At 57.9% G+C, this 26,100-nt stretch carries 19 protein-coding genes; 11 read left to right on the top strand and 8 right to left on the bottom strand.

Annotation, left to right across the window (positions count from 1 at the left end; translation table 11 throughout):
• Positions 1–116: 116 nt before the first annotated feature.
• The gene (locus tag LOC68_RS00570; RefSeq protein ID WP_230214339.1) at positions 117–815 is read right to left on the bottom strand and encodes a redox-sensing transcriptional repressor Rex; all 699 of its coding nucleotides are present in this window, start codon (positions 813–815) and stop codon (positions 117–119) included.
• Positions 816–1,039: 224 nt separating this feature from the next.
• Positions 1,040–1,477 (bottom strand): type II secretion system protein, encoded by a 438-nt coding sequence (locus LOC68_RS00575; RefSeq protein ID WP_230214341.1) that lies wholly within the window; start codon positions 1,475–1,477, stop codon positions 1,040–1,042.
• Positions 1,478–2,009: 532 nt separating this feature from the next.
• Between LOC68_RS00575 and LOC68_RS00580 the strand changes: the two genes are divergently transcribed.
• Both LOC68_RS00580 and LOC68_RS00585 read left to right on the top strand, forming a co-directional pair.
• Positions 2,010–3,548 carry a hypothetical protein gene (locus LOC68_RS00580; RefSeq protein WP_230214342.1) on the top strand — a complete coding sequence of 513 codons (1,539 nt, stop codon included), beginning with the start codon at positions 2,010–2,012 and terminating at the stop codon, positions 3,546–3,548.
• 237 nt (positions 3,549–3,785) lie between these two features.
• Positions 3,786–4,763, top strand: a complete 978-nt coding sequence (locus LOC68_RS00585) for a sterol desaturase family protein (RefSeq protein WP_230214345.1) — start codon at positions 3,786–3,788, stop codon at positions 4,761–4,763.
• Between the two features lie 128 nt (positions 4,764–4,891).
• On the opposite strand, the gene LOC68_RS00590 is transcribed toward LOC68_RS00585, so the two are convergent.
• On the bottom strand, positions 4,892–5,383 hold the full coding sequence (locus tag LOC68_RS00590) for a HEAT repeat domain-containing protein (protein WP_230214346.1): 492 nt from the start codon (positions 5,381–5,383) through the stop codon (positions 4,892–4,894).
• Positions 5,384–5,453: 70 nt separating this feature from the next.
• Here LOC68_RS00590 and LOC68_RS00595 point away from each other — a divergent pair, with 70 nt between their 5' ends.
• Positions 5,454–6,551 carry a sensor histidine kinase gene (locus LOC68_RS00595; protein ID WP_230214349.1) on the top strand — a complete coding sequence of 366 codons (1,098 nt, stop codon included), beginning with the start codon at positions 5,454–5,456 and terminating at the stop codon, positions 6,549–6,551.
• Here the strand turns inward: LOC68_RS00595 and LOC68_RS00600 are convergent.
• Positions 6,548–7,552 carry a Gfo/Idh/MocA family protein gene (locus LOC68_RS00600; RefSeq protein ID WP_230214351.1) on the bottom strand — a complete coding sequence of 335 codons (1,005 nt, stop codon included), beginning with the start codon at positions 7,550–7,552 and terminating at the stop codon, positions 6,548–6,550. The two genes, LOC68_RS00595 and LOC68_RS00600, sit on opposite strands and share 4 nt — an antisense overlap.
• 183 nt (positions 7,553–7,735) lie before the next feature.
• On the opposite strand from LOC68_RS00600, the gene LOC68_RS00605 reads away from it, so the two are divergent.
• From LOC68_RS00605 to LOC68_RS00620, 4 genes are all read left to right on the top strand, one after another.
• Positions 7,736–9,847 (top strand): esterase/lipase family protein, encoded by a 2,112-nt coding sequence (locus LOC68_RS00605; RefSeq protein WP_230214353.1) that lies wholly within the window; start codon positions 7,736–7,738, stop codon positions 9,845–9,847.
• A gap of 414 nt (positions 9,848–10,261) precedes the next feature.
• Complete coding sequence (locus tag LOC68_RS00610; RefSeq protein ID WP_230214358.1) at positions 10,262–12,877, top strand: PVC-type heme-binding CxxCH protein; 2,616 nt, start codon at positions 10,262–10,264, stop codon at positions 12,875–12,877.
• A 109-nt stretch (positions 12,878–12,986) separates the two neighbouring features.
• Positions 12,987–14,750: a hypothetical protein gene (locus tag LOC68_RS00615; RefSeq protein ID WP_230214359.1), complete on the top strand. Its 1,764-nt coding sequence runs from the start codon at positions 12,987–12,989 to the stop codon at positions 14,748–14,750.
• Between the two features lie 18 nt (positions 14,751–14,768).
• Positions 14,769–15,473, top strand: a complete 705-nt coding sequence (locus tag LOC68_RS00620; protein WP_230214360.1) for an N-formylglutamate amidohydrolase — start codon at positions 14,769–14,771, stop codon at positions 15,471–15,473.
• Here the strand turns inward: LOC68_RS00620 and LOC68_RS00625 are convergent.
• A complete protein-coding gene (locus LOC68_RS00625; protein WP_230214362.1) occupies positions 15,444–18,068 on the bottom strand; it encodes a response regulator in 2,625 nt (874 codons plus the stop codon). The genes LOC68_RS00620 and LOC68_RS00625 overlap by 30 nt on opposite strands.
• A gap of 172 nt (positions 18,069–18,240) precedes the next feature.
• A complete protein-coding gene (locus LOC68_RS00630; protein WP_230214363.1) occupies positions 18,241–19,098 on the bottom strand; it encodes a formyltetrahydrofolate deformylase in 858 nt (285 codons plus the stop codon).
• A 214-nt stretch (positions 19,099–19,312) separates the two neighbouring features.
• Here LOC68_RS00630 and LOC68_RS00635 point away from each other — a divergent pair, with 214 nt between their 5' ends.
• From LOC68_RS00635 to LOC68_RS00645, 3 genes are all read left to right on the top strand, one after another.
• Positions 19,313–19,756 carry a YkgJ family cysteine cluster protein gene (locus LOC68_RS00635; protein WP_230214365.1) on the top strand — a complete coding sequence of 148 codons (444 nt, stop codon included), beginning with the start codon at positions 19,313–19,315 and terminating at the stop codon, positions 19,754–19,756.
• 93 nt (positions 19,757–19,849) lie between these two features.
• Positions 19,850–21,181 (top strand): histidine--tRNA ligase, encoded by a 1,332-nt coding sequence (gene hisS, locus LOC68_RS00640; protein WP_230214458.1) that lies wholly within the window; start codon positions 19,850–19,852, stop codon positions 21,179–21,181.
• 73 nt (positions 21,182–21,254) lie between these two features.
• Complete coding sequence (locus tag LOC68_RS00645; protein WP_230214367.1) at positions 21,255–21,827, top strand: HYExAFE family protein; 573 nt, start codon at positions 21,255–21,257, stop codon at positions 21,825–21,827.
• Here the strand turns inward: LOC68_RS00645 and LOC68_RS00650 are convergent.
• Both LOC68_RS00650 and LOC68_RS00655 read right to left on the bottom strand, forming a co-directional pair.
• On the bottom strand, positions 21,824–23,209 hold the full coding sequence (locus tag LOC68_RS00650; protein ID WP_230214369.1) for a sigma-54-dependent transcriptional regulator: 1,386 nt from the start codon (positions 23,207–23,209) through the stop codon (positions 21,824–21,826). The two genes, LOC68_RS00645 and LOC68_RS00650, sit on opposite strands and share 4 nt — an antisense overlap.
• 3 nt (positions 23,210–23,212) lie before the next feature.
• Positions 23,213–24,592, bottom strand: coding sequence for a sensor histidine kinase (locus tag LOC68_RS00655; protein ID WP_230214371.1), 1,380 nt, complete (start codon positions 24,590–24,592; stop codon positions 23,213–23,215).
• A gap of 257 nt (positions 24,593–24,849) precedes the next feature.
• Between LOC68_RS00655 and LOC68_RS00660 the strand changes: the two genes are divergently transcribed.
• Complete coding sequence (locus tag LOC68_RS00660) at positions 24,850–25,881, top strand: DUF1559 domain-containing protein (protein ID WP_230214373.1); 1,032 nt, start codon at positions 24,850–24,852, stop codon at positions 25,879–25,881.
• Positions 25,882–26,100 lie beyond the last annotated feature (219 nt).

A 26,100-nucleotide genomic window follows, 5' to 3' on the forward strand; every position in this document is an offset into this window, starting at 1 on the left:
CAAGGATTCGAACCTTGAATGACAGTGCCAAAAACTGTAGTGTTACCATTACACTAGGGGGTAAAAATGTGAAGGGGCTATCTTAACCAACAGGTCCACTGGTCGACAAGAGGCCCTTAGTCGCCAGACGGCTCTTCCCCTGATAGGAGCTCGCTTTGCGGACGCAGGTTCGTCATCGCAAACGACAATTGTTCCATTTCAATCGCGAGATCAACGCTGGAAACCGCGACTTCCGGCGGTAAATGGAGCGTGATCGGGGCGAAATTCAAAATGCCGTAAATTCCGGCTGCGACTATCCGCTCCGCCACTTCTTGAGCAGCCGACGCAGGCGCCGCAATTATCGCCAAACGGACGTCATGCTGCACGACGATTTCGGGAAGCTGCGATATCGGACGGATCTCGATTCCATCGAGCGTCTTCCCGAATTTCGTCGGGTCGGAATCGACTGCGGCGACAATGTCAAAGCCTTGGTGGCTGAATCCGCGGTGACCGAGTAGGGCTCGTCCCAAGTTACCAACGCCGGCCAAGACGACGGGCCAGGTACGGTCCGTTCCAATGATCAGTTTGATGGCGGAGACCAACTCGCTGCAGCGATAGCCGACGCCGGGATAGCCGAAGTGCCCGAAATGGGCCAGATCCTTGCGAACCTGGGCGTCTGTAAATCCAAGGAGTTGGCCGAGTTGCGTACTGCTAGTCGTAACGACTCCGTCACGCTGAAGTCGCTGCAATTCTCGCAGATATAAGCTAAGTCGACTGACGACCGCCTTGGGAACGGCGTCGGAGGTCGGTTTGTTCTTGTCTTTCGACTTGCTCATCGGATCCGCGGGGACGAGTAATTTCTGTCACTGCCTGCCTTTACTCTATCGCTTCGGGTTCTTCTAAGGCAACCCAAGACGTCGCAGGGGAGATTTCCAGGTATTACGGCCGCGAGTCTTCCATTGGCGATTTTTGGGAGGACGCAATTAAAAAGCCCCTTCGCCGAGATCGGCAAAGGGGCTTCGATACGAAACCTGTACGAGTTTTTGCGCCGGGCAAGCGTTTACTCAGCCAGCATATCTTCGTGGTTGATGTAAATGTTTCCGTTGGTCGTATTGTAGAGCCAGCCGTGGGTATCGGTGACGTCCGACGAAGTCGGAACGGCGGTGATCGTCTTCACGGTCGCCGAATTGGTGTACGAGTTGACCGGCAATTTCGACAGGTAGGGACCAAGCTCCGGCGAGCCGGTGGAGGAACTGTCGACGTTCGTCTTGATCAGCAATTCATTCAGCGTGGCGCTGGGGAGGCGACCTTCGTGCTGAGCGCGATAGAGCTGAATTTGCGAACGAAGCGTGTGGAGGTTGAATTTCACGCTGCTTGACTTGGCGTCATCGGTCGAGTCGGTGAATTGGGGAATCACTGTCGCGGCCAGCACGGCCAGGATCACGACGACGATCAGAACTTCAATCAACGTGAAACCAGAATGTTTCTTGTTGGACATGGGGAATTGTCTCCTGCGAATTACTTGCCGCCCGGCAAAAGTAAGTACGGTTTCTCAAGTGGCGACGCGAAATTGCGATCCGCTTCTTCTACTTACGTTACAGCGATGTCGCGTCAAGCAAATCAGGTGCGTTTCAAGCGGCGTTACTCGCGAATTCCCTAAGAAGGGTAGTATCTTGGGCCGGATGTACGAGATGTTTCGGTTGCAACGGATGCTAGCAGTGTGCCGTCGATTCAATTTCTCCATCATTCCCCATTCGCTCTATGACGACATTTTATCTAGTCGAACTATCTCAAGCTGTTGACCCAGATTGACGATAAGTTAGGACATCCAGGTAATGCTTGGGATGACTGGGAAGACTGTACGCGACAGCATCAGCCCCAGTCGACGCCCAAATCAGATCTGGAGCGGTCGGAGGATTCTGCACGGATTTTTCGGATTTGAGGGCTAAAGGACACGGCGAGCGCTTCGCCAAACCAGGCCAGGCCCTTTGTCACAACACAGCGATTCTGTCAGCTAAGGAGAATTGGAAATGAGAGCGTTTCTTTGGGCGCCGGTGCTCGCGGTCTTGCTGACCGTAGGCTCGGTAACTACGGCTGAAGCGGGCTATTGCGGCCTGTTCAGCTTCCGTAACTGCTGCTGCTGCGAGCCGGTCAGCTACGAGTGCTGCAAGCAACAGTGCTATACGGTCAACAAGACCTGCAAAGAGGTCCAGTACGAAAAACAAGAAATCACCTGCTACAAGACTGTGTACGACAAGGTGATGGAAGAGAAGACGATTGATTGCGTGCGTTACGAAAAGGAAACGCTGTACAAGGATTGCACCTACACGGTTTGCAAGCCGGTCTACGAAACCAAGGTCCGCACTTGCACCTATACGGTCTGCAAGCCGGTTTGGGAAACGAAGACCAAAGAGATCAACTACACGGTCTGCAAGCCGGTCTGGGAAACCAAGACCAAGGACATTTGCTACACGGTGTGCAAGCCGGTTTGGGAAACCAAAACCAAGGACATCTGCTACACCACGTGCAAGCCGGTTTGGGAAACCAAGACCAAGGACATTTGCTACACGGTGTGCAAGCCGGTTTGGGAAACCAAGACCAAGGACATTTGCTACACCACGTGCAAGCCGGTCTGGGAAACCAAGACGAAAGAGATCAGCTACACGGTCTGCAAGCCGGTTTACGAAACGAAAGTTCGTGAAGTTTGCCACACCGTCTGCAAGCCGGTCCACTACACCAAGACCATCCAGATCAACTGCGGTCACTACGAAACCGAAGTTACCGAAATTCCTGGTCCGGTCGTGAAGAAGTGCGTCCAGGAACCGGGTTGCTGGACTTGGGATCCTTGCTGCTGCAAGTGCGTTTACTGCCCGGGCGAGACGAAAGTCGTCGAAGTCCAGTGCCCGCCGCGCAAGTGCTGCAAGAAGGTTTGGATTCCGGAAGTGAAGGAAAAGACGATCAACTGCGTTAAGTACGAACGCGAAGTGATCAAGAAAGAGTGCCCGTACACCGTCTGCAAGATGGTTCCGGAAACTCGCACCAAGACCTGCACCTACAAAGTGTGCCACATGGTCAAAGAAAACCACGTCAAGACCTGCACCTACAAGGTTTGCAAGATGGTTCCGGAAACGGTCACCAAGACTTGCACCTACAAGGTCTGCCACATGGTGAAAGAAAACCACGTCAAGACCTGCACCTACAAGGTCTGCAAGATGGTTCCGGAACAACGTACCAAGACCTGCACCTACAAGGTCTGCCACATGGTCCCGGAAACTCACACCAAAGTGTGCACCTACAAGGTCTGCCACATGGAACGTGAAGTGAAGACGAAGGAAGTTCCTTACACCGTCTGCAAGATGGTTCCGGAAACCTGCACCAAGCAAGTTCCCTACACCGTCTGCAAGCCGGTTCACTACACGAAGACCATTCAGGTCTGCAAGTGCGTGCCGCGTAAGGAAGCCTACACCGTTACCCGTTGCGTCCCGAAAGTGGTCTGCAAGACGGTTCCGGTTACGGTTTGCTGCCCCGCTCCTTGCTGCTGCAAGAGCGACTGCGGCTGCGGCGCCTAGTAACTAGGCCAAGAACGTCCAGCTTCCTCGACGCCTGTTGGCAGGATCGAGGTCCCTGGCCTGGTGGTAAGCGAGCGGTCCGAGTTTCGACTCGGGCCGCTTTTTTTATGCGCCGATCGGAATCGTACTGAAACCGGAGCCTCCCGCAGAGAGTTAGCTCAAATAGAGTTGACCAGGCTGAAGGGATTGCGCGAGAATTCAGTTTTCTCTGCGCGTTGCCAACCGACGAGGGATCCGATGAGCGTCGCCAGTGAGCAATCGGCCAGCACTGCCGATCGATGGGAGTCGCCGCAAGCCGACCGAGCCGTTCGCGCGAAGCCGATTTTTCTCCCGTTTTTGAAGACGGTCGCCCCATGGTTGGGCGGTCTGTTTTTGTTGGCGGCGACGATTACGACGCTTGACTGGGCGCTCGGCTGGGATATGCAAGTCGTCTCCCGCGCTCGAACCGTATTCGCCTTGGTTTATATGACGAACCTGATTCGGTACGTCGTCGCGGCGGGAGGAGCGTTTCTCCTCTTCTACGTCATTCTTTGGCGAACGGGCTGGATTACCCCCATCCAAAAGAAACTGGCCGCAGCCCCCGAAATGCGGCGTGAGATCTTCTATAGCATCTCGTCGCTGACGATCTTCGCCGGCGTCGGAGTCATCGTCTACTTGGGAAAGGCTTCGGGAGTCTTGCAGTTCTACTACGGGGGCAATCCCCTGGTCGACTACTACTTCTGGTTCTCGGTCGTCGCGATGATCGTGATCCACGACGCGTGGTTCTATTGGACGCATCGGCTGCTGCACACGAAGTTGCTCTACGCCAAGGTTCATCGGATTCACCACCAGAGTCATAATCCGACTCCGTGGGCTGCGTTTGCATTTCATCCCGTCGAGGCGTTTGTCCAAGCGATCATTTTGCCGCTGGCTGCCATTCTTCTGCCGATGCATCCGCTGACGGTCATATTCTGGATGCTGTATATGACCGGGATGAATGTATTTGGGCACTTGGGATTTGAGTTATTTCCCCACTGGTTTCTGCGTAGTCCCTGGCGCCGTTGGCATAACACCGGGGTGCATCACAACATGCATCATCGCTGCGTCAGCTCGAACTACGGTCTCTACTTCAATTTTTGGGACCAGTGGTTTGGCACGAATCACCCCGATTACTACGCCGAATTTGAACGCGTGACCGCTCCTCGCTCAAAAGGCGGAGATGCGGAATCGGCCTGATTTGTGCCGAGATCGTCTTTTGGGCCCGGTTTTTCACGAAATATCTCTGGCCCCCTATTTGTACGGAATATCTCTATTCCTATATTGGGGCTGGGGTATGATGCAGTCATACCCAGAGATGGGGGCGCTTAAAAGTTTGCGAGAGCCTTTGTCGCCAAACGAGCGAGTCGCGGGTCAGTCGACTGCGCCGCTTGTTCGAGAGCCGCTTTCGCGGAAGCGGTTCGCACGCCAATCTGATCAATCGCCCAGACCGCCTTTTGTTGGACTGGGATCGCTTGATCGCCCGTAATTGCGGCCAGCAAGGCAGGTGCTTGTCGCTCAGCGGACGGACCAAGACGGCCCAAAAGCGTGGCCGCCCAAAACCGGACGTCCGCTGCGGATGAACTCATTAACTGGGCGAGAGCTGAGGCATCCTCGATCGCCGGAGTTTCCAACGTTTCTAGTGCGCTGACTGCCGCTTCACGTACCGACTCATCGGGATCGGCCGTCAATCGACACAACGGAACCGCGGCGCTGCGGGCATCGGGGCCGATTTGAGCCAGTTTTTCACAAGCAGCCAGGCGAACGGAAATTTCGTCGCTGTTGAGGTGATCCATAAGCTGCGAGAGATCGGTCGCCATCGGCGTTTCCTTATGTCGATGTCGGGTGTAGGGGGACGTTTCCAGTCCATATTCGAGAGGAGTTTTCTCCGTGACGACGGACGCTGCCAACCAATATAGCCAAGCCGCTAGAATCAACGAACTGATCTCTCACCTGGATCGCACGAATATCGACGCCGGCGGAGGTATCGCCGCAATATTCGACGCAGTCGCCGCTGGAACCGACGAGGCGATTTACGTATCCGAGGTCGATACGCGTTGGACTTCGATCGGCGTATTTGGCGATATCCGTTTGCTCTTGCCGGCCGAACCGGACGAGTTTCTCCTCCACGATCTCTCGCTGATGGAGTTGGTTCATCCAGAAGATGCGGTGCGAGTCGTTCGCACGGTTGAGGAAACGTTGCGAGATCGGAAGTCTTTCGACGTTCAATTCCGCGTCCGTCGCCGCGACGGAGGGTGGCGTTTGCTACGCGATCGGGGAAGCGCCGTTGCCGATCGACATGCGCGACCGCGGGTGATCGTCCATCGCCTATCGCAGGTTTCCGCCCAAGCGGCCTCCGATCCGGCGGAAGAAGCGACCGCGCTGCGGGAATTGGTTCGGCAATTGGAAACCGCCCAACGTTTGACCGCCTGCGAAATTCATGACGGCTTCGTACAACTCGCGACCGGCGCGTTAATGCACTTGGAAGCGTCGGACGTTGCGAATGACGAGACGCGCGAAGCCAAACGGCTACTACGTGAGTCGATCAGCGAAGCGAGACGCTTGATGGGAGGCTTACAGCCTTCCGGTTTGGAAGAAGCAGGCGTACCGGCGGCGATCGACGACTTTCTCGCGACTTCGCAAGCCTATAACGACATTCCGGTTGCGCTTCATCTCGACGCGAAGTTTCCCCGGCTTACTCCCATCGAAGAGACGACGCTGTTTCGCATCCTGCAAGAAGCGATCAACAACGCCAGCAAGCATAGTCAGTCAGAAAGGATTCGCGTTCGCTTGCGACATACGGACGGATTGATCGACGCGGAAATACGCGATTGGGGACGCGGTTTTGATCCCGAGGCGACCGGTCGCGACGGGTTTGGCCTGGGCAGCATGCGCCAGCGAGCGAAACTGCTGGGAGGCCGGATTCAAGTTACCAGCGCACCCGGCGAAGGGACGATTATTCGGTTCCGTTTTGAAGCGGCTCGCTAAGTCGCTTGCCGCGAATCGCGATAGATCTGTTCGATCACTTCATTGACGAGCAGGCCATCTTCGCCGCTCACTTGCGGCTGGCGGTCTTCTTCAATCGCCGCGACAAAGTCGGCGATCAGCGGCACATTGAAATTGGGATTGGGCGCGTGTTGCTCCACCTGGTCCCCCATCTCGTTACGCAGAATCAGTCGTCCTGAGTTAAGCGGGCTGAGATCGGCGATCCCCTTCGTGCCGATCACGACAAATGAATCAGGATCTTGCACCGCGTTAAATAGACAGGTGACGCTCGCCTGGACGCCGTCCGCGAATTGCAGGACGAAGTTCGCAACGTTTTCCACTTCTTCCGGCGCCGTTCGCGAACAGATTCCGCGAATGTCGACCACTTCGCCGAACAGTCGCAACAGCACGTCGATGCGGTGACTACCGACATCCATGAGAGGTCCGCCCCCTCCATGTTTCATCTCGACTCGCCAGGGGGGCGAACCATCTTCGTTCGCGACGATCGGCGCCGAACAAGCGATCTGCACCGCTAACACTTCTCCCAACTGACCGGTCTGCATCAATTCGCTCAGTCGATCCAGCACCGGGTAGAAGGGGCGATAGTAGGCGACGCCGAGCGTCCGGTTCATCTCTTTCGCGGCGTCAATCATCAGGCGACATTCGTGCGGATGAAGCGCCATCGGCTTTTCGACCAGCACATGCTTGCCCGCGGCGAGCGACGCCAATGCCTGCGGCAGATGCATTGCGACCGGCGTTGCGATATAGACGGCGTCGATCTCCTCGTCGGCCAATAGCTGATCGGCTGACGGATAACCGCGCGAAACGGAGAAGTCGGCGCAGAATTGCTGGAGCGCGTCGTGATCGCGGCGACAGACGGCGAGCAGTTCACATCCTTCGACCGTTTGAATCGCGGCTGCAACCCGCTTCCGCACGACGTCGCCGCATCCCAAGATTCCCCACCGCATCGTCACGGGCGTCCCTTCTTTCGAAAACAATTCCACTGCTGTCGAGTCTGTCGTGCGGCGACCCGAGAAGCAACAGGGGAGACCCTCGCCGCAAAATCGTCCCAGGAGGAAATACCGGTTCCTTTTGCGAGGAGATCGCCGATTTCGTAGGAAAGTAAATTTGCGTGCCCCTTAACGGTGAGGTAGCCTTGCTCGGTTTTTCTTTCCGGAGTAGGAAGCATGCTGCAGATCATGAGGATCAACGCCGTATCGGGCGTCGCCTGGATTGCAGCCATCTTCTGCGCGCTGCAAGTCGGCTGCGTCACCCACGCTCGGGGACGCTGGAATCCGCCGGTCATGGCGCCTCCGGATCCCTCTGCCGCACCCCGTTCGTCTTGCTTTGGCGTTGTTCCGTGCGCTGCGACGCTGGAACTGATCGAGCCGGGTAATGCCGTGCCGATTCCTTCCGCTGAGCCTGCCGATCTTCCGCCGCGTTTGCCGGCCGAAGGGTTCTGGCGTAACCGAGAATTGAACGTCGGCCCGCAACGTTTGCCGGCTATCGAACCGGAGCCGCCGACGCCGTTGCCGGGCGATCAGTCATGGGGCGAACCGATCATGCCGATGCCGCAGCCCATTCCTGAGGGGCCGACGCGGTCAGGACCGATCGCCGAAATCGAAATCAAGCCGCCTCCGCGCGACGATCGCTTGTTATTGGCCGAAAGCTATTACGCCATGGCGATGGACGCCGATAAGAAGGTGGACGAACATGCGATGAGTCTCTACCTCGACGCCATTTTGGGCGCTTGGGACTACATGCAGACGGCGCCGGTCGAAGGCGATATCTCGAAGCAGACGGGACGCGCTTGGATTATTTATCATTCGAGCCTGGCGCGACTCATTCATATTGCGGCGTCGACCGGTCGGTTTGAGAAGAACATTCGGATACGGATTCCAGAGGACTACGGGTTTCGCGTTCTCGAAATTGAATACGCCGGCTTCGCGTGGCGAGCGGACGAATTCAACGAGTGGAATGTCGTCGGCGAGTACCAATCGAAGTACCTGCTGCATCATTACAAACGTCCGGGACTCGGCGTGCCGCTGGTGATCGTCCGCAATCATCGACCGGACGATCAGTTTTTGCCGGCGAAAACCCCGTTCAACGCGACCGCCGTCCTCCGTCCGCTGGACGATGAGTTTCGTTCGGAAGAGACGATGATCCCCTGTCCCGACTCCGAGACGCATGTCGAGCGACTGGTCGGTACGTTACAGCTGTTTAATCCCGATGAATTCGACGACGTCGAGTTCCGCGAGTGCCAAACGGCGCTGGCGGCCGATTGGACGGCGCTGTTCGCTTATATGCTCAGCCATCCGCAACCGGAACTACAACGTTCGTCGCATCACGGTCTCGGCGAACCAGCCCCGGCCGGGTTGTTCATGCTGGAGCCGCATCAACCGGGGCGTATTCCGATCGTCTTTGTGCATGGGCTACTCTCGGCGCCCTATACCTGGGCGGCGATGGCAAACGAACTTTACGCCTATCCGGAACTCCATAAACGGTACGAAATCTGGGCGTTTCAATATCCGACCGACGAACCGTTCCTGGAATCGGCCGCGGTGCTGCGCCGTCAGCTCGACTGCGCCGTCCACTGTAGCGATCCCAAGGGAACCGATCCGGCGCTCGACAATATGGTCGTCGTCGGGCATAGCATGGGAGGATTGATCGCGAAGCTGTTGGCTGCGCCGAGCGGCAATACGCTCTGGCAGCACGCGGCGTTCGTACCGATCGAAGAAGTCGTTGCGCCGAAGGACATTCGAATTCGCTTGCAGCAAAGCTTCTACTTTCCGGCGACTCCTTACGTGAAACGGGTCGTTTATATCGCAACTCCGCACGAAGGTTCCTCCTGGGCGCGACGTTGCCTCGGACAAGCGACTTCGCTGGCGATCGAGGGAATCGAGCATCGCTCGAAAGTTCATAAAGAAGTTGTCAACGCGAATCCTGCGGCGTTTCGAGAAGAGTTACGACGGCGTCCGCCAACCAGTATCGACTTGTTAGAGCCCAACAGCATGATTCTGAAGGGAATCTATCAGCTTGATGTTGCGCCGGAAGTGAGCGAGCATTCGATCATCGGGCGCGGTTGGTGGTCGATTCATGATGGCGCATCCGACGGCGTCGTTCCGGTAAAGAGCGCACGCCTACCAGGCGTCGATTCCGAGGTGATGGTCTCCGCGACCCATACCCACCTTAATAAGCATCCCGGCGCAATCTGCGAAGTGATGCGAATTCTCCAGCTCCATGCCGATCAGCTGCCATGGGTCCAGCCACACTTGGTGGGACAGTGTGAGCTGAAATAACGATTTCGCGTGATTTCTTCGCATGCGAAGTGGCGTGGATCCGCACGCGTTGCAAATATCTGAACGATCGGGAATGAAGTTCCCTCTTTTCAGCGAACCAGTAAGAAGAGTCGCAATGCGTTTTCCCTGCGACTGCGGCGCTGTTCGACAGGACCTCCCGTTTGTTGTTTTGGGACACATTTGCGGCGCAATCCGACATTGTTGCGGAAATGTTCTCAATTCAACGTATTGAAATCGTCATCCAATGCTTTCCTCGCGCCTTCTCCTTCGAGTATTATAGAAGGCTTGTGGCCCCCCACCCTGATGGAGCGGGATCGTAATTCGCATCGATCTCGCCGCTTCCCACCCCACTCCTGACGTATTCGCCGACGCGCGACACGTCCATTTTTCTAAATTGCCGGAGCAGTGTACTTCATGAAGATCGCGTCGAAACTCTTTGCCCTTACCCTATTTGCCCTTACCCTATTTGCCGCCGCCATCGCGCTGGCCGGCGTCGTTCGAGCGGAAGGGAAGCTCGAACTGAAAAAAGGGGACAAGATCGTCTACATCGGCAACACCCTGGCCGAGCGGATGCAGTATTACCCCCGGTTTGAGACGTTGCTGCAAGCGCGTTTCCCGGAACTAGAACTGGAAGTTCGCAACCTTGGCTGGTCGGCCGACGAAATCGAATTGCGTCCTCGTAGCCAAGACTTCCAAGATCATGGCAATAACCTCGAAGACCACAAGCCGGATGTGATTCTGGCCTTCTTCGGCTTCAACGAATCGTTCGCCGGTCCCGGCGGCCTGAAGAAGTTTGAAGAGGAATTCGACAAGTTCGTCAAAACGACTTCGACCACCAAATACAACGGCGAATCGGCGCCGCAACTGGTTATCGTTTCGCCGATCCCCAACGAAGATCTGCATAGCCGCACGCTCCCCAACGGCAAAGCGAACAACAAGAACATCGAGCTGTACGCCGCCGCGATGAAGAAGATCGCTGAAGCGAACAACGTTCTGTTCGTCGACGTTTACGCTCCGATGAAAGAAAAGATGGCGGGCGAATCGGATCTTACGATCAACACGATTCACCTGAACGACGACGGTTACAAAGCCTTCGCCGAAGTTCTGGACGCCGGTCTGTTCGGCGCCAAGCCGGAGTACAAGTGCGACCTCGAGAAGCTCTACGCCGAAGTCTACGAAAAGGACTTGCAGTTCTTCTACGACTATCGTGCGGTCAACGGCTTCTACATCTACGGCGGTCGCAAGAATCCGTTCGGCGTCGTCAACTTCCCGGCCGAATTTGAAAAGCTCCGCAAGATGACCGCGATGCGTGATCAGCGGATCTGGTCGGTCGCCGCGGGCAAAGAAGTTGCGGCCAAAATTGATGATTCTGAAACGGGCGAATTCACCAAGATCGAATCGAACGTCGATCGCCCGATCTCGTTCGATACTCCAGAAGAAGCGCTGAAGTCGTTCAAGCTGCCCGAAGGTTACAAGATCAACCTGTTCGCTTCGGAACAGGACTTCCCGGAACTGCGTAACCCGGTTCAGTTCGCCTTCGACGCGAAGGGACGCCTCTGGGTCGCCACCATGGAAACCTATCCGATGTATCTGCCGGGAACCCCGGTTTCCGACAAGATCTTGATCTTCGAGGACACCGACGGCGATGGCAAAGCGGACAAGAAGACGGTCTTTGCCGACGGCTTGCACCTGCCGACCGGTATCGAACTGGGTGACGGCGGCTGCTATGTCGCAGCTCAGCCGAACCTGATCTTCCTGAAGGACGTCGACGGCGACGACAAGGCGGACGAAAAGACCTACTTGTTGCACGGCTTCGACTCGGCCGACTCGCACCACTCGATCAGCGCCTTTACTTGGGGCCCGGGCGGCGCGTTGTACTTCCAGGAAGGAACGTTCCACCACACCCAGGTCGAAACTCCGTATGGTCCCGAACGCGTGAAGAACGCGGCGGTCTTCCGTTTTGAGCCGCTGACCGACAAGTTCGACATCTTCGTCTCCTACTCGTTCGCCAACCCGTGGGGTCACACCTTCGACGATTGGGGACAGAACTTCGTCGCCGACGCTTCGGGCGGCGCCAACTACTTTGGTACCGCGTTCAGCGGCGACGTCGACTATCCCAACAAGCACCCGGGGATGAAGCAGTTTTTGAAGAAGCAGTGGCGTCCCACTTCGGGCTGCGAGTTCGTTTCGAGCCGCAATTTCCCCGAGTCGGCCCAAGGCAACTACCTGCTGAACAACTGCATCGGCTTCCAGGGCGTGTTGCAGTACAAGATGAAGGAAGACGGCTCAGGCTTCGCGGCCGATCCGGTTGAACCGCTGCTGCAGTCGTCGGACCTCAACTTCCGCCCAGTCGATTTGCAATTTGGTCCGGACGGCGCGCTGTACATCGTCGACTGGTACAACCCGCTGGTCGGTCACATGCAGCACTCGGTTCGTGACCCAAAGCGTGACAACACGCACGGTCGCATCTGGCGCATTACCTACACCGGCAATGATCTGGTCAAACCGGCCAAGATCGCCGGCGAGCCGATTCCGGCGTTGCTGGAACAGCTGAAGACCTATGAGTATCGGACTCGCTATCGCGTTCGTCGCGAACTGCGTGAGCGTGATCCGCAGCAGGTCAATGCCGAACTGGCCAAGTGGATCGCCGGTCTGGACGCCAACGACAAGTTGTACGAACACAACTTGCTGGAAGCGCTCTGGGTGAAGCAGAGCCTGGATATTGTCGACCAGGACCTGTTGCAGAAGATGCTCCGTGCCGCTGATCCGCGTGCCCGCGCCGCTGCGACTCGCGTGCTTTGCTACTGGCGCGACCAAGTGGAAGAGCCGCTCGCGATGCTGCAATCGCAAGTGAACGACGAGAACCCGCGCGTTCGCTTGGAAGCGGTCCGAGCCCTCAGCTTCTTCCGCTCGCAGGAAGCGCTCGACATCGCGTTGGAATCGCTCGCCTACGACCAGGACTACTACCTGGAATACACGTTGGGCGAAACGATCAAGACGCTGGAAGGACGCGTTGGCGCCAAGAACTAGTTCGCCACTCCATTGGTGAACTGCAATTGTGAAACCATGCAGAGTCACCCGGACAAGCGTTCGGGTGACTCTTTTCAATGACGCAACGAAATTCCGCAAAGGTTCAGAGATGAGTTTCCGTTACGCCCGCATGTTGGCGACGGCCAGCGTCGCTTGTTTGCTCTTCGTTTCCTCCGTCGCCGCGCAGGGAAGCGTCGACGCAATGGTAAAGATGATCGATAGCGGTCGCATCACCGAGCAGCGTCTGCCGCAGGTGGTCGACATGATTTGCAAACGGGCCAACGACGAAAACCTGGCGTTCGTCTTTCAAATGGCGACCAAGCCGGACGGTTTTCCCGCTTCGGTTCGTCCCGAAGCGCTGAAAGCCCTGCACGAAGCGGCCGTCAGTCGAAATGCCGTTCCGGCCGGTGATCTGTCGGCGATCAGCGAACTGCTAAATAGCGACAATCGACAAATCCAAACCTTGGCCGTCGAATTAGCCGGTTTGTGGAAGGTCGAGGGTTCGCTCGATTCGCTCTCCAAATTGGCGACCGAAAGGAAGACCGGCGCCAAGTTGAAGCAGGCGGCCGTCGCCAGTTTGGCGAAGATCGGCGGATCGAAAGCGACCAAAACCCTGGAAAACCTGACCGAGCCGAATCAGCCGTTGGCGGTTCGCTACTTGGGGGCTTCGGCGCTGGTGGATGTGGATGTCGATCAAGCGGCGAAGATCGCCGGACAGATTCTCGCCGGCGCTGATACTTCAACTGATCCGGCGGTGATGATCGACGCGTTTCTCGCTCAACAATCGGGCCCGGCCAAACTTGGCGCCGTGCTGGCCGATACGAAGTTGACGCCAGACGTCGCCAAGATGTGTCTGCGTCAGATGTTCGCTGTTGGTCGGAGCGATTCGGAACTGGTCGGCGTTCTCTCGAAAGCGGCCGGCATCGACGATGACGCCCCGGCGCTTTCCGCCGACGAAATCAAATCGCTGGCGGCCGAAGTTCTCGAAAAAGGGGATGCCCATCGTGGTGAGATCCTCTTCCGCCGCGCCGACTTGAACTGCTTCAAGTGTCACGCGCTGAGCGGCGCTGGCGGGCAGATCGGTCCCGATTTGAGCGCCGTTGGCGGTAGTAGCCCGGCTGACTACGTCGTCACCTCGATCCTGTATCCCGAGCAAGCGGTCAAAGAGGCCTATACGACTCGCACCATTTTGACGATCGACGGCAAAGTCTTTACCGGCATCGTTTCGGAAGAAGATGACGACCGCATCATCATGAAACAGGCGAGCGGCCAGATGGCCGTGATTCCGGTCGACGACATCGAAGACGAGAAAGAAGGGGGATCGCTGATGCCGAAGGGCTTGGCGAAGTTCCTGACCCATGACGAATTTCTCGACCTCTCCCGCTTCATCGCCGAACTGGGCAAGCCGGGCGAATACGCGATTCGCACCCAGCCGACCATCCAGCGGTGGAGTGTGTTGCGCGAAACTCCGACCGACCTCGTCGAAGCGGTTCCGACCATTGGCCAGCTGGAAGAAGAAATCATTCAGGCGCCGGAAGACGCTTGGTTCCCGGTCTACGGGATGACCGCCGGGGCGTTGCCGCTAGCGGAACTCGAGTCGGAAGAGCGTCCGGTCTTTTACCTGCAAGCCGAAGTCGAAGTGGTCGTCGGCGGCAAAGTGCAAGTTGGACTGAACGAAACGACCGGGGTCCGCGTCTGGGTTGGGGATGACCTGCTACCGGAAGGAACCCCGGAAGCGGTGGAACTGGAGCCGGGCAAGCATCCGATCTATCTGCGTATTGATCCGAAGAAGTTCCCGGCTGAAACGCTCCGTGCGACCGTTGATCGCCCGGCCGATTCGCATGCCGAATATACGGTTGTCGGGGGCGCTTAATCCGAAAGAGCGTTGCGTATGGATGCGATCGTACTTTCTTGTGAGCATGGCGGCAACGAAGTGCCGTCCGAATACCGTGATTGTTTTCGCGACGCCGAGCAAGTCTTGGCGTCGCATCGCGGCTGGGATCCTGGCACGCTGGAAATGGGGCAAGCGTTTCAGCGCTCGACCGGCGCTCCGCTCATCACTTCAACGGTGACGCGGCTATTGGTCGAGCTGAATCGCTCGCTGGGACACGCAAGGCTCTTTTCGCAATACACGCGAGATTTGCCGTCCGGTAAGAAGCGGGAGATCCTGGACCGTTATTACCTGCCGCATCGAACGCACGTGCAGGAGGCGATCGACGAATATCGTGCCGTTGGGAAACGGGTGATTCATCTTGGCTTGCACACCTTCACGCCGGAGCTGAACGGCGAAGTCCGCACGGCCGAAATTGGACTGTTGTACGATCCTTCTCGCCCCGGCGAAAAGTCGTTTTGCGCGGCATGGCGTGCACGGCTGATCGCGCTGCGGCCTGATCTGCGCGTTCGTCTTAACTATCCGTACCTGGGAAAAGCGGACGGACTAACGACCTACCTGCGGAAGAGGTATCCGGACGATCAATACGTCGGAGTTGAACTCGAGGTCAATCAGCGACTGGTCGCAGAGAGCGATGCCTGGAAAACGTTAATCACCGACTTGGCGCAGACGTTTCTAACGGGCGTTCGAAGCCCCGTGAGCTAACTCGAGCGAGATCGACGTCTCCAACTCTTTCAGCAAATTGCTGACGCTTTCGGCTAGTTCGGCGTCAGCGCGATCTTCCAGAAGCTCGCAAGCCGCTTCGGCGCTCAACGAATCCTGCTGTCGGTTGAACCAACGGAGTAGCGAGCCGCGGCTGACCACGCCGGTTGGGCGTCCGTCGCTGACGACAACCACGCGACGAATCGAGGCTCGCATCAGGAAGTTGTAGATCGCCTCGGCCGAGTCGTCCTCTTGGAAGTAAACGACGTCGGAACTCATCGACGAACAAATCGGTTGATCCCAACGCGAGACGTCGTTCATGTGGCTCATCAGGTCCTTTTCAGAGAGGACGCCGCAAAGCAGGCCGTGGCGATTGACTACCGGCGCCGAGTTGATCCGGTAGCGAAGCAAAAAGCGGAGTGCGCTGCGAGCGGTGTCGTTGTCCTGCAGTGCGACGATCGGCGAAGTCATCACGTCGCGAGCCGTGGCTTGCGATAGGGGAGTGCTCCAATTTTGCGCCGTATTCGGCAATTCGGCCGACTGGGCAGTCGTGGATCGGCAAACGACGCGGTTGCGCCCTAATTGTTTGGCGACGACCAACGCTTCTTCGGCGAGTTGGATTAGCTTGTCCAAGTTGGTCGTATCCATATGCGTCTGGGCGACGCCGAAACTTGCGGTCATCGTCAGCTTTTGGCCGTTGATAACGACGGCGTTTCCCGCGATCACTTTGCAGAGTCGCTCGGCGAACTTGGACGCCTGGGATTCGTTCGATTCTACCATCGCGACCAGGAAGCGATCTCCCGCCAAGCGGCAGACGTAGTCGGTCAAGCGAGTATGTCCTTGCACAATCTGGGCGGCGTGCTGAATCACCTGGTCGCCCGCGTCAAAGCCGTGCGTATTGTTAATCTCCTCGAACCCGTCGATATCGAGGGCGACGCACGAGAGCGGAAGGTGATAGCGAATCGCTCGGAACCATTCTCGCTCCAGTTGCTCGTCCAGCTGACGACGAGTCGCCAAACCGGTCAAGGGATCGTTGCGAGTCAGGCCAGCCGGACGATTCTCGAGCGCCACCACCCGCGACGCGGCGTGCAGTCGGGCCAACAATTCGCAGCGATCGAGCGGCTTCTGCATGAAGTCGTCAGCGCCGGCGTGAAAGGCTCGCAGCTTGGTCTCTGGTCGAGTATCGGACGTGATGACGATCGTGTAGATGTAATGCGTCAGCAACGCGTCGCGGGTCCAGCGGCAGACCGTTTCGCCGTCGATCGTCGGCAACATCCAGTCAGTAATGACGTATTGCGGTTTCGAGGTCTGGATGAATCTGAGCGCCGACGCCGCGTCCGAGCAGGTCGTCACTTCGTACCCGGCCTCAGTTAGCCACAACTCGATAAGCCGTCCCATGCTCAGATCGTCTTCAATCACCAGCACCTGGGGATTGGTCGACATGGGAGATGCGGCGTATTCCAGCGACCGCCGATAGCGTGGCGTCGCCAGTTGGCGATTCGAATTCGCAGCGTCGTCGCTTTCCGCGATCTCTTTGAATTTGTTGTAGCACTTGGCGAACGCTTGAACGACGACGGGATCGAAATGCTTGCCGCATTCGGTCACGATCATGTCATGCGCTTCGTCGGCGGAATAGGCGTCTTTGTAAACGCGCTTCGAGGTTAACGCGTCGAAAACGTCGGCGACCGCGACGATGCGAGCGCAGAGCGGAATGTCGCGCTGTTTGAGACCAGAGGGATAGCCGGAGCCGTCCCAGCGTTCGTGATGATGACGAGCGATCAGCGTCGCCATGCGGAAGAAGTCCCCCTTGGGACTGCTGCTGGCGACTTCCTCCAAGGTGCGAGCGCCGATCTCGGCGTGCCCTTTCATAATTTCGTATTCTTCCGGCGTCAACTTGCCGGGCTTCAGCAGGATGGCGTCGCTGATGCCGACCTTGCCGATGTCGTGTAGCGGGCTTGAGCGATAGAGATCGGACAGGAATGCGTCGTCAATTTCATCGCAGTACTCGCTGTCCAGCTGCAATTGTACGGCCAGAATCTGCGAGTAGGCACGCATGCGAACCAGGTGTTCGCCGGTTTCGGTATCGCGCGAGTCGGCGAGCTTCGCCAGCGCGAACACCGCGATGTCCTGCGTCGCTTCGATCGCTTGGGCGCGTGAATCGACGATCCGTTCCAGCTCTTGCGTATATTGCTGAAGCTTGTCTTCCGCCTCTTCCGCGCGATAGATCGCATCTTGCAACCGCAGATGAACGCGAATCTTGGCGAGCAGCTCGTGGCGATTGATGTTTTTGGAAATGAAGTCGACGGCGCCGCTGTTGAAGACGGCCAGTCGTTTCGCCGGACTATCGGTGCTGCTGAAGATCAGGATTTGCGAGAGTTCACAGCTTTTTTTGCGACGGAGGTCTTCGCAAAGATGGGCGCCGTCGCCGTCCGGCAACTGCAAGTCGAGCAAGATCAGGTGCGGACGGAACTGATCGACGATTTCCTCGCATTCGCGTACGCTTCCCGCCAACGCGACTTCATAAGTCGTTTCCAGCAGCTCCCGCAACTCATGCTGAGTAAAGGGAGAGTCGTCGACAACTAGGATGCGATGTTGCATGGAAAATCCAAGCCAGCCCCATATGGATTCGTACGCGATTCGCGGTCGCCGTCGGCTCGATTTCTATTCGAGCGTAACGAAACGATAGGTCGCGGAGCGAATGCGGCAATCCGATGCGGATAGGATGGGGAGAGGATTTCCAGGAAGGTGGGGGAGAAGATCGCTATAAGCGTTACGACCCGACCGCGATCACCCGATGGAAGTGGAGTTGCACTTCGCCGTCGACGACGCGGCGTACCCCTTCAACCAGACAGCGGGGTTCGTTGTCTTCCTGACCGATTCGCATGATATCGTCAAGTTTCATGCCCGGAGGGGTCGTGAAGGTCGACTGGTTGATGATCTGATTCCCCGCGTCCAACTCCGGCACGATGAAATGACACGTGGCGCCGTAAGTGAGCATCCGGGCTGCGAACGCGTCGTGGTAAGGGCGAATTCCGGGGAAGCTTGGCAGAAGTCCATGGTGGAGGTTGATGATTCGTCCCCCAGCGTACTTCCAACAACTGCTGGCCGGCAAAACCCGCATGTACCGGGCCAGGACGACGTAATCGACGTCAAACTCGTCGAGGACGTCGATCATCTTGTCGTCGTCCGCTCGCCCTTCATGGTCGCCGATGTTTCGCCACTCGACGCCGAACTGCTCGGCCAGGCCGCGGCAGGCGTCCCGATTTCCGATCATCACGGCCGGTTCCGCTTTGATTTGCCCGTCCCGCATCGCTCGCAGTAAGGCCAATGCCGGTTCAGGGCGGTAGGTTGTGCAAATCGCCAGCCGCGGGCGACTTTGGCGAACTTCCGGAGCCCAGACCCGAATGGAGAGGTTTGTCCTTTGCCCAATTTCCTTGATGCCGGTCCGCAATTGTTCGAGCCGAGCGTTTCCCAAGTTGATCCGTAGCAGCATGGCGAAGACCGCTTCTTCGTCATGGTCGTACATCTGGATCTCGGCGATGTTTGCGCCCAGGCTGGTGACGTAGTGAATGATCGGATCGGCCAAACCGACGTTATCCGGACCAACCGCGGTAATGACGATGCGCATCGAAGTTAGCTGGGGCGAAGGGAGCGAATGGGGAACCGCCGCCGGGGGCTTCCGCCCGGCAGACTACTAATATGCCACAAAATCTTCGGCCTGCCGCTGGGAAGCCTTGGAGACTGGTCGTAATCTGCCGGTTTTGCTAGATTTATGCTCACGCGAGCAGCGCAAATTCGCTATTTTTTCAGCTCCCCATTGGGGGAAAGGAACAGGGAAAACGATGTCCCTCGCCAAACGAACCAAACCGTATCGCGAAGATCTGAAACCGGGCGAAGTCCTGTGCGAACATTGCACGGCGAAATGCTGTCGTTACTTTGCCTTGCCGATCGATAAGCCGGAAGAAATGGCCGACTTTGAGTTCATTCGCTGGTACCTGCTGCACGATCGCGCCTCGGTGTTCGTCGACGACGAATCGTGGTACTTGCTGGTTCACACCACCTGCAAGCATTTGCGCGACGATCACCTGTGTGGGATTTACGAGACTCGTCCGCAGATTTGCCGCGACTATACGACCGACGCTTGCGAATATGAAGATGACTGGGTTTACGACATGTACTTTGAGACTCCCGAACAAATCTGGGAGTACGCCGAGGCGATCGCTCCACGCGGCGCCGGCCAGAGCATTCGTAGCCGCAAGCCGCCGCTGTTGCCGGTCCTCAACTAGCGCGACGCTGCAGGTCAATTCCAATAACGCACAACGGGCGGAACTACCGCCCGTCTTTTCGTTCCTAGAAAACTGATGTCTGACAAAACAAAGCTGATTCAGCCCCGTACGCTCAAAGGGTTCCGCGACTACCTTCCCGAAGCGATGATGCCGCGCGAAGGGCTGATTGACGCCGCGAAACGCGTCTATCGCTCTTATGGTTTTGCGCCGATCGACACGCCGGCGCTCGAATACGCCGAAGTGCTGACCGGCAAAGGAAGCGACGAAACCGATCGTCAGATGTACCGCTTTGAAGATCATGGGGGACGCGACGTCGGCCTGCGGTTTGACTTGACGGTGCCGCTGGCTCGCTTCGCCGCGCAACATGTCGGCGTGCTGGGAACTCCGTTCAAGCGGTATCATATCGCGTCGGTCTGGCGCGGTGAGAATACGCAGCGCGGTCGTTATCGCGAGTTCATGCAGTGCGACTTCGATACGATCGGGACCAAGTCGCTCGTCTCCGACATCGAGACGGCGCTGGTGATTCATGACTTGATGCGGGCCATCGGTTTCGAAGGCTTCCAGATTCGGGTCAACAACCGCAAGGTGCTGAGCGGCGTGCTCGAGAAGCTTTCGCTGGCCGACAGGTCGACCGAGGTGCTGCGCGCACTCGACAAGCTGGCGAAGATCGGACGCGAAAAGGTCGCCGAAGAAATGATGGCTGCCGCTGGCGCTACTGCCGAGCAAGCCGATCAGGTGTTGAAGCTGGCTGAAGTCGCTGGTTCCAATACCGAGATCCTGAAGCAACTGGAGCCGCTGGTCGCCGGGTCGGAAAAGGGAGAAGAAGGGCTCGCGCAGCTCCGCGACCTACTTGAAGCTACCGGAGCGGCCGGCGTGACTGACGCGCGATTGGCGATCGACGTCTCGATTGCCCGCGGTTTGGACTACTACACAGGGACGATCTTCGAAACCTTCCTCGATCAACTGCCGGGGATCGGTAGCGTTTGCTCCGGCGGGCGCTATGACAATCTGGCGAGCCTCTACACGAAGGAGCAATTGCCCGGCGTGGGGGCGTCGCTCGGCTTGGATCGTCTGCTGGCGGCGATGGAAGAGCTGGAGCTGATCGAGAAGGTCAGCACTCCGGCGCCGGTCTTTATTCCGTATTTTGACGAGAAAAGCCTGGGCGCTTACCTGAAGCTGGCGGCACAGCTACGTGCAGCCGGCATCGGGGTCGAAGTTTATCCCGAAGCGAAAAAGCTCGGGCAGCAGCTGAAATACGCCGATCGCCGCGGCTTCAAGATCGCGATCATCGCCGGCGATCGTGAGCTTTCCGAAGGAAAGTGCCAAGTGAAGAACCTCCTTGGTGGGGACGCGACCGACGAGTCTTTGGCCGATAACGCCGCTGCCGTCGTCGCCCGAATTCAAAAGATTCTGGAGTCGCTGTAAAACACGGTGACAAACTGTTGTCACCCTCGGTTGGCAAACTGTGAGCGTACGCTCGCCGCCGAGGAGAAAAACGATGACAATTCGGTCGAATCACTACGAAGCTGCTTTTGAGGCCTATCTCCGTCAGTTGCAGACCCCCTATGTGGCGGTCGATGAGTCGCGACGCTCGATCGCGGCCGACGGAACGATCAAGAATGTCGACTTCATCGTTTCCCCATCGGGAAGCGAGATGTCGTGGCTGGTTGACGTCAAAGGTCGCCAGTTTCCTTCCGGTCGCAAGAATCGCTACTGGAAGAACTGGGCGACGATTGACGACCTGCAAGCGATGGCCCAGTGGGAACTGCTGTTCGGACCGCAGTTTCGCGGGCTCTTCGTCTTCGCTTACCTGGTAACCGGCGATATGGCGCCGCTGCCGCAGAACTTTCTCTTTCCGTTCCGGGGAGAGGTTTACGCGTTCGTGGGCGTCCGGATCGACTTGTATGCTGCGTGGGCACGCCGGATTTCGCCGAAGTGGCGGACGATTGCGATGCCGACCACCGCGTTCCGTCAGCTCGCGCAGCCATTGAAGCTGTTTCTCGAAACTCAGGCGGTGTCCGGCGGCGACTTTGATCGTCGCCGGGCGACCGAGATGGCGCCGATGTTCTAGTCGCTCGATATCCCGTATTCGTCCGCCTTCTTCTTGACGGTCGTTCGGTGCATGCCGAGCGTCTTGGCGGCGGCGACGAATTGTCCTTGGTGCTTCTCGAGCGCTGCGCGAATCAACGGCGGTTCGACCAAGGCCAACAATCGTGCATGCAAGTTGTCGATCGATTCGCCGCTGGCGAGTTGCCGCTGCGCCCAAGCCCGAATCTGATCGGCCAGATCGACGTGTCCCGTGGTGTTCAGCGGAGGCGCCGCGGTCGGCAAATGCTCAACCCGAATCGCATCGCCCATGCTGACGATCTGCGCATGTTCCAGCGCGTTCCGCAATTCGCGGACGTTGCCGTACCAGGGACGACGCTTCAGTTCGGTGAGCGCCGCTGAGGTGATCGCAACCTGGTCTCCGCCAAGTTGCGACAGGAAGTAACGAGCGAGTTCCGGAATATCGTCGACCCGCTCGCGGAGCGGCGGAAGCTGCATTCGAAACGCACTCAACCGGAAGTAGAGATCGTGTCGAAACTCGCCCGCTTCGACCTGGCCAAGCAAGTTGCGGTGCGTCGCCGAAACGACTCGAAAGCGCGTCGGGACCGGCTGCCCGCCGCCGACCGGGGTCACTTCCCCATGTTCCAAGGCCCGCAGCAGCTTCACTTGCGCGGCCGCCGGAATGTCGGCGACTTCGTCCAGGAACAACGTCCCACCGTTGGCCAGTTGCAAGTAACCGGGCTTGGCGTTATGAGCGTCGGTAAACGCGCCCCGCGTATGGCCGAACAGCTCGCTTTCGACCAGCGACGGACTGAGCGACGCCAGGTTCACTGCGACGAACGGTCCGGACGAGCGGGCGCTGTGATGGTGAATCGCTCGAGCTGCGAGCTCTTTCCCTGATCCGCTTTCCCCTTCGATCAACACGCAGGCGTCGGCCGCAGCCGCTTGGGCGATCTTCTTGAAGACCGCCTGAATCGATGGCGACTTGCCGACCATACCGTCGGGCGAGATCGGCGCCGCGTCAAGGGATACTTCAAGGGACGATTCGCGCGGCGCGAGCGCTCGTTCCAATGCGCCGGTAATCGTCGCCGCGTCGAACGGTTTGACGATGTATTCAAAGGCGCCGCTGCGAACGGCGGCGACGGCGGTTTCGAGATCGCCAAAGGCGGTGATCAAGATGACCGGAGCGTTGCCGGATGCCTGGCGAATCGCATCGATCGCTTCGAGTCCCGACATTCCTGGCAGACGAACGTCGAGCACGATCGCCGCCGGTTGGTAGCTGCTCAGTTTCTGCAGCGCTTCTTCGGCCGACGCGGCGACTTCCGCGTGATGTCCCTTCGCTTCCGCTAAAGAGCTGACAGCCCAGCAGACGCTCGGTTCGTCGTCAATGATCAGAACTTCCGCCATCGGTTAATCGTTTCTCATATCGGACAGGTGAATCTCAAATCGCGTCTCGCCATTCTCGCGGCGATAGGTCGCTTCGCCATGATGGACGCGGGCCACTTCGCGGACAATTGTTAAGCCAAGCCCGACCCCTTCGCGCTTGGAGGTGATCAGCGGGTCAAATGCGGTCGCCGCGATTTCCTGCGGCAGCCCAGGACCGTTATCCGCCACCGTCAGGCGGATGCCGCGGGGCTCTTGGTTCAATTCTACCCGCACTTCGCCATCGACTGACGGATTGACGCGAGGTTGTGCGGCAATCGCTTCGACCGCATTGGTCAGTAGGTTGACGATTACCGTTTGTAATAGCGTCGGCTCTCCTTGCATCGGAAAGGCGCCGTCGCTGTCGAACGTGATGTTGACGTGATGATGCTGGGCCAAAGGCCGCACCAGCGGCAACGCCTCCAGCACGACCTCGCGCAGATCAAGCGGCTGAAAATCACGCCGCTCTTCTTTGCCGAAGTTGACGATCGCCTGCAAGTGCGTGGTGATCAGCGCCAGCTGTTGGTTGGCGATCGCCATGCTTTCGTCATGTGCCTGCGGGCAATGGAGCGCGTGGATGTCGAGGGCCAACTTGCATCCGGTCGCCGCGTTGCGAACCTGGTGGGCGAAACCGGCGCCCAATTGTCCGAGCACGCGGGTGCGTTCCAGCGTGCGGATTTTCTCATCGTAGGCGGTCAGCTGTTCGGCCAGTTGATTGACGGCATCGACCAGGTCGCGAACTTCATCGTTGGTTCCACGGGGCGGAATCGGCGAAGCGTCTCCCGCCGCGATTCGTTCTACCTGCTGTCGCAGCTGCGCGATCGGCGCCGTGACGGTGCGGGCCAGCGCGAACGCGACCAGAACCAGCACGACGAAGCCGACCAGTCCGATCCAAAACGGCGGGCCAGCCGCCGCCGACCAAGCTTTGCGATACGAGTCGACCGGATAGAACATGTGCAGCACTTGTCCCGGCTGTGAGCGTCCCTGTAGCGCGACCGCCGCATGGAAATACTCCTGGTCGTCGATCGAGATTTCCTCGGCCAATGAGAGGTCGTCGATCGAGTCGGTCACCGAAAGCGAAGCAAGCTGCTCTGATTGCAATCCATTCAACGTCGAACGAATCAGCTGACCATCTTGGGTCACGGCATATTGAGCGCCGGAGAGCCCTTTCATCTGTTCCAGAACGGCGTCGCTCAACGGGAAAGTGGCTGATTGCAAGACCGCCGCCACATCCCGGAGGCGGGACTCGATCCGCGATTTCGCGTTGGTGACCGAGATCTGCGCCGTGACCAGCGTGACGCCGACCATGATCGCCAGCATCACGGCGGCGAAGGGGAGCAGCAATTGGATTCGTAGCGGCCAGCGCATTAGGGATCAGGGGACGGAAGTCGAAGGGGGCGAATCCATTTATGGTAATCGAAAGCCCGCGAGTGGGTGATGTGTCGGGTTTTTCGTCATGCGTGTCGGTTTGTTCGACTTTGGCTCGCTTTTTTTGATTGGGCAAGTTAAGTGGGAATAGGGATTTATGGCCTTGGCGAATTCTACATCCAAGCGGCACTTGAATTGCTTGTGTGGCTACTACCACACCCACCCCATTATTACGTCTGAATCGATAGAGGCGATTGATGATCTGCGCGGAAAACAGGAGAGGCTTTACGTTGGTTGAGCTGCTGGTGGTGATCGCCATCATCGGCGTCTTGATCGCATTGCTATTGCCGGCGGTCCAGCAGGCCCGCGAAGCGGCCCGACGTATGCAATGCAGCAACAACCTGAAGCAACTGGGACTGGCGATCCACAACTATGAGAGTACGTTCAAGCGGTTTCCGGCGAGCGTCATCATCGATGCTGGTTCAGCGAGCAACAACGGCTCTTGGGGAGTACATGGACGGATTCTCGACTATCTCGAGCAAGCCAACCTTTCGGGCGTAGTGAATCTCAACGTCGCTTGGGACAACCAGATTTCGATTCATGAAATCAAGGTGCCGGGCTTCGCTTGTCCGAGCGATCCGAAGTCGGATACGTTTCGCGTGACCCGCACGAACTCGCCGCCTGCGACGCCCGATCGTCCGAGTCTCTATCCGACGACGTATGGGTTTAATATGGGGACTTGGTTCGTCTGGGATCCGGCGACGCGCAGGGGAGGAGACGGAATGTTCTATCCGAACAGTCACCTCTCCTTCGCCGCCGCAACTGACGGGACCAGCAATACGCTGTTAGCCGCCGAAGTGAAAGCTTTCACCCCTTACACACGCAACACGCAACCGCCGGCGACGACGATTCCGGCCAATGTGGGCGCCGCAGAAGCGGCCGTCGCGGCGGCGTCTTCCGAATTCAAGGTCGACACCGGGCATACCGAATGGCCGGACGGACGCGTTCATCACACCGGGTTCACTGCGGCGATGACTCCCAATACGTACGTAAAATTCACCAGCGGCGGTACCGACTACGACGCCGACTACAACTCATGGCAGGAAGGCAAAACCGGCGGTAGTGCAGGGGCCACCTACGCCATCATTACCTCACGCAGTTGGCACCCGGGCGTCGTTCAGGTCGCGCGGGTCGATGGGTCCGTTTCGAGCGTCGCCGAGACAATCGATCTGAATACCTGGCGTTCTATGGCGACCCGCAGCGGTGGAGAGGTGATTCCCGGCAACTAGCAAGGCCGCCTTTGGCCGACGCTGATAACCCGATCTCCGAAATGGAAGTCCGGCGAAATCTGATCGCCGGACTTTGTTATTTGCTCACAAGCGCTGGTGGAACTGGACTGGACCACGCTATTTTTTTCTCTCCCTGAGCAGCAAGACGGGGCATTACGATTCTTTCGCACCCGAATGAACAGTGGACCGGACCGTGCTTTTTTTAAAAGGGGGATATGG

The organism is Blastopirellula sediminis (assembly GCF_020966755.1).
GTDB lineage: Bacteria > Planctomycetota > Planctomycetia > Pirellulales > Pirellulaceae > Blastopirellula > Blastopirellula sediminis.

Excerpts from the sequence above, each read along its gene's own strand:
- LOC68_RS00635 (WP_230214365.1), top strand. The coding sequence starts at position 19,313 with ATGTCCCTCGCCAAACGAACCAAACCGTATCGCGAAGATCTGAAACCG.
- LOC68_RS00585 (WP_230214345.1), top strand. The coding sequence starts at position 3,786 with ATGAGCGTCGCCAGTGAGCAATCGGCCAGCACTGCCGATCGATGGGAG.
- LOC68_RS00620 (WP_230214360.1), top strand. The coding sequence starts at position 14,769 with ATGGATGCGATCGTACTTTCTTGTGAGCATGGCGGCAACGAAGTGCCG.
- LOC68_RS00605 (WP_230214353.1), top strand. The coding sequence starts at position 7,736 with ATGCTGCAGATCATGAGGATCAACGCCGTATCGGGCGTCGCCTGGATT.
- LOC68_RS00610 (WP_230214358.1), top strand. The coding sequence starts at position 10,262 with ATGAAGATCGCGTCGAAACTCTTTGCCCTTACCCTATTTGCCCTTACC.
- LOC68_RS00660 (WP_230214373.1), top strand. The coding sequence starts at position 24,850 with ATGATCTGCGCGGAAAACAGGAGAGGCTTTACGTTGGTTGAGCTGCTG.
- LOC68_RS00615 (WP_230214359.1), top strand. The coding sequence starts at position 12,987 with ATGAGTTTCCGTTACGCCCGCATGTTGGCGACGGCCAGCGTCGCTTGT.
- LOC68_RS00650 (WP_230214369.1), bottom strand. The coding sequence starts at position 23,209 with ATGGCGGAAGTTCTGATCATTGACGACGAACCGAGCGTCTGCTGGGCT.
- LOC68_RS00580 (WP_230214342.1), top strand. The coding sequence starts at position 2,010 with ATGAGAGCGTTTCTTTGGGCGCCGGTGCTCGCGGTCTTGCTGACCGTA.
- LOC68_RS00575 (WP_230214341.1), bottom strand. The coding sequence starts at position 1,477 with ATGTCCAACAAGAAACATTCTGGTTTCACGTTGATTGAAGTTCTGATC.
- LOC68_RS00655 (WP_230214371.1), bottom strand. The coding sequence starts at position 24,592 with ATGCGCTGGCCGCTACGAATCCAATTGCTGCTCCCCTTCGCCGCCGTG.
- LOC68_RS00645 (WP_230214367.1), top strand. The coding sequence starts at position 21,255 with ATGACAATTCGGTCGAATCACTACGAAGCTGCTTTTGAGGCCTATCTC.
- LOC68_RS00625 (WP_230214362.1), bottom strand. The coding sequence starts at position 18,068 with ATGCAACATCGCATCCTAGTTGTCGACGACTCTCCCTTTACTCAGCAT.
- LOC68_RS00630 (WP_230214363.1), bottom strand. The coding sequence starts at position 19,098 with ATGCGCATCGTCATTACCGCGGTTGGTCCGGATAACGTCGGTTTGGCC.
- LOC68_RS00590 (WP_230214346.1), bottom strand. The coding sequence starts at position 5,383 with ATGGCGACCGATCTCTCGCAGCTTATGGATCACCTCAACAGCGACGAA.
- LOC68_RS00570 (WP_230214339.1), bottom strand. The coding sequence starts at position 815 with ATGAGCAAGTCGAAAGACAAGAACAAACCGACCTCCGACGCCGTTCCC.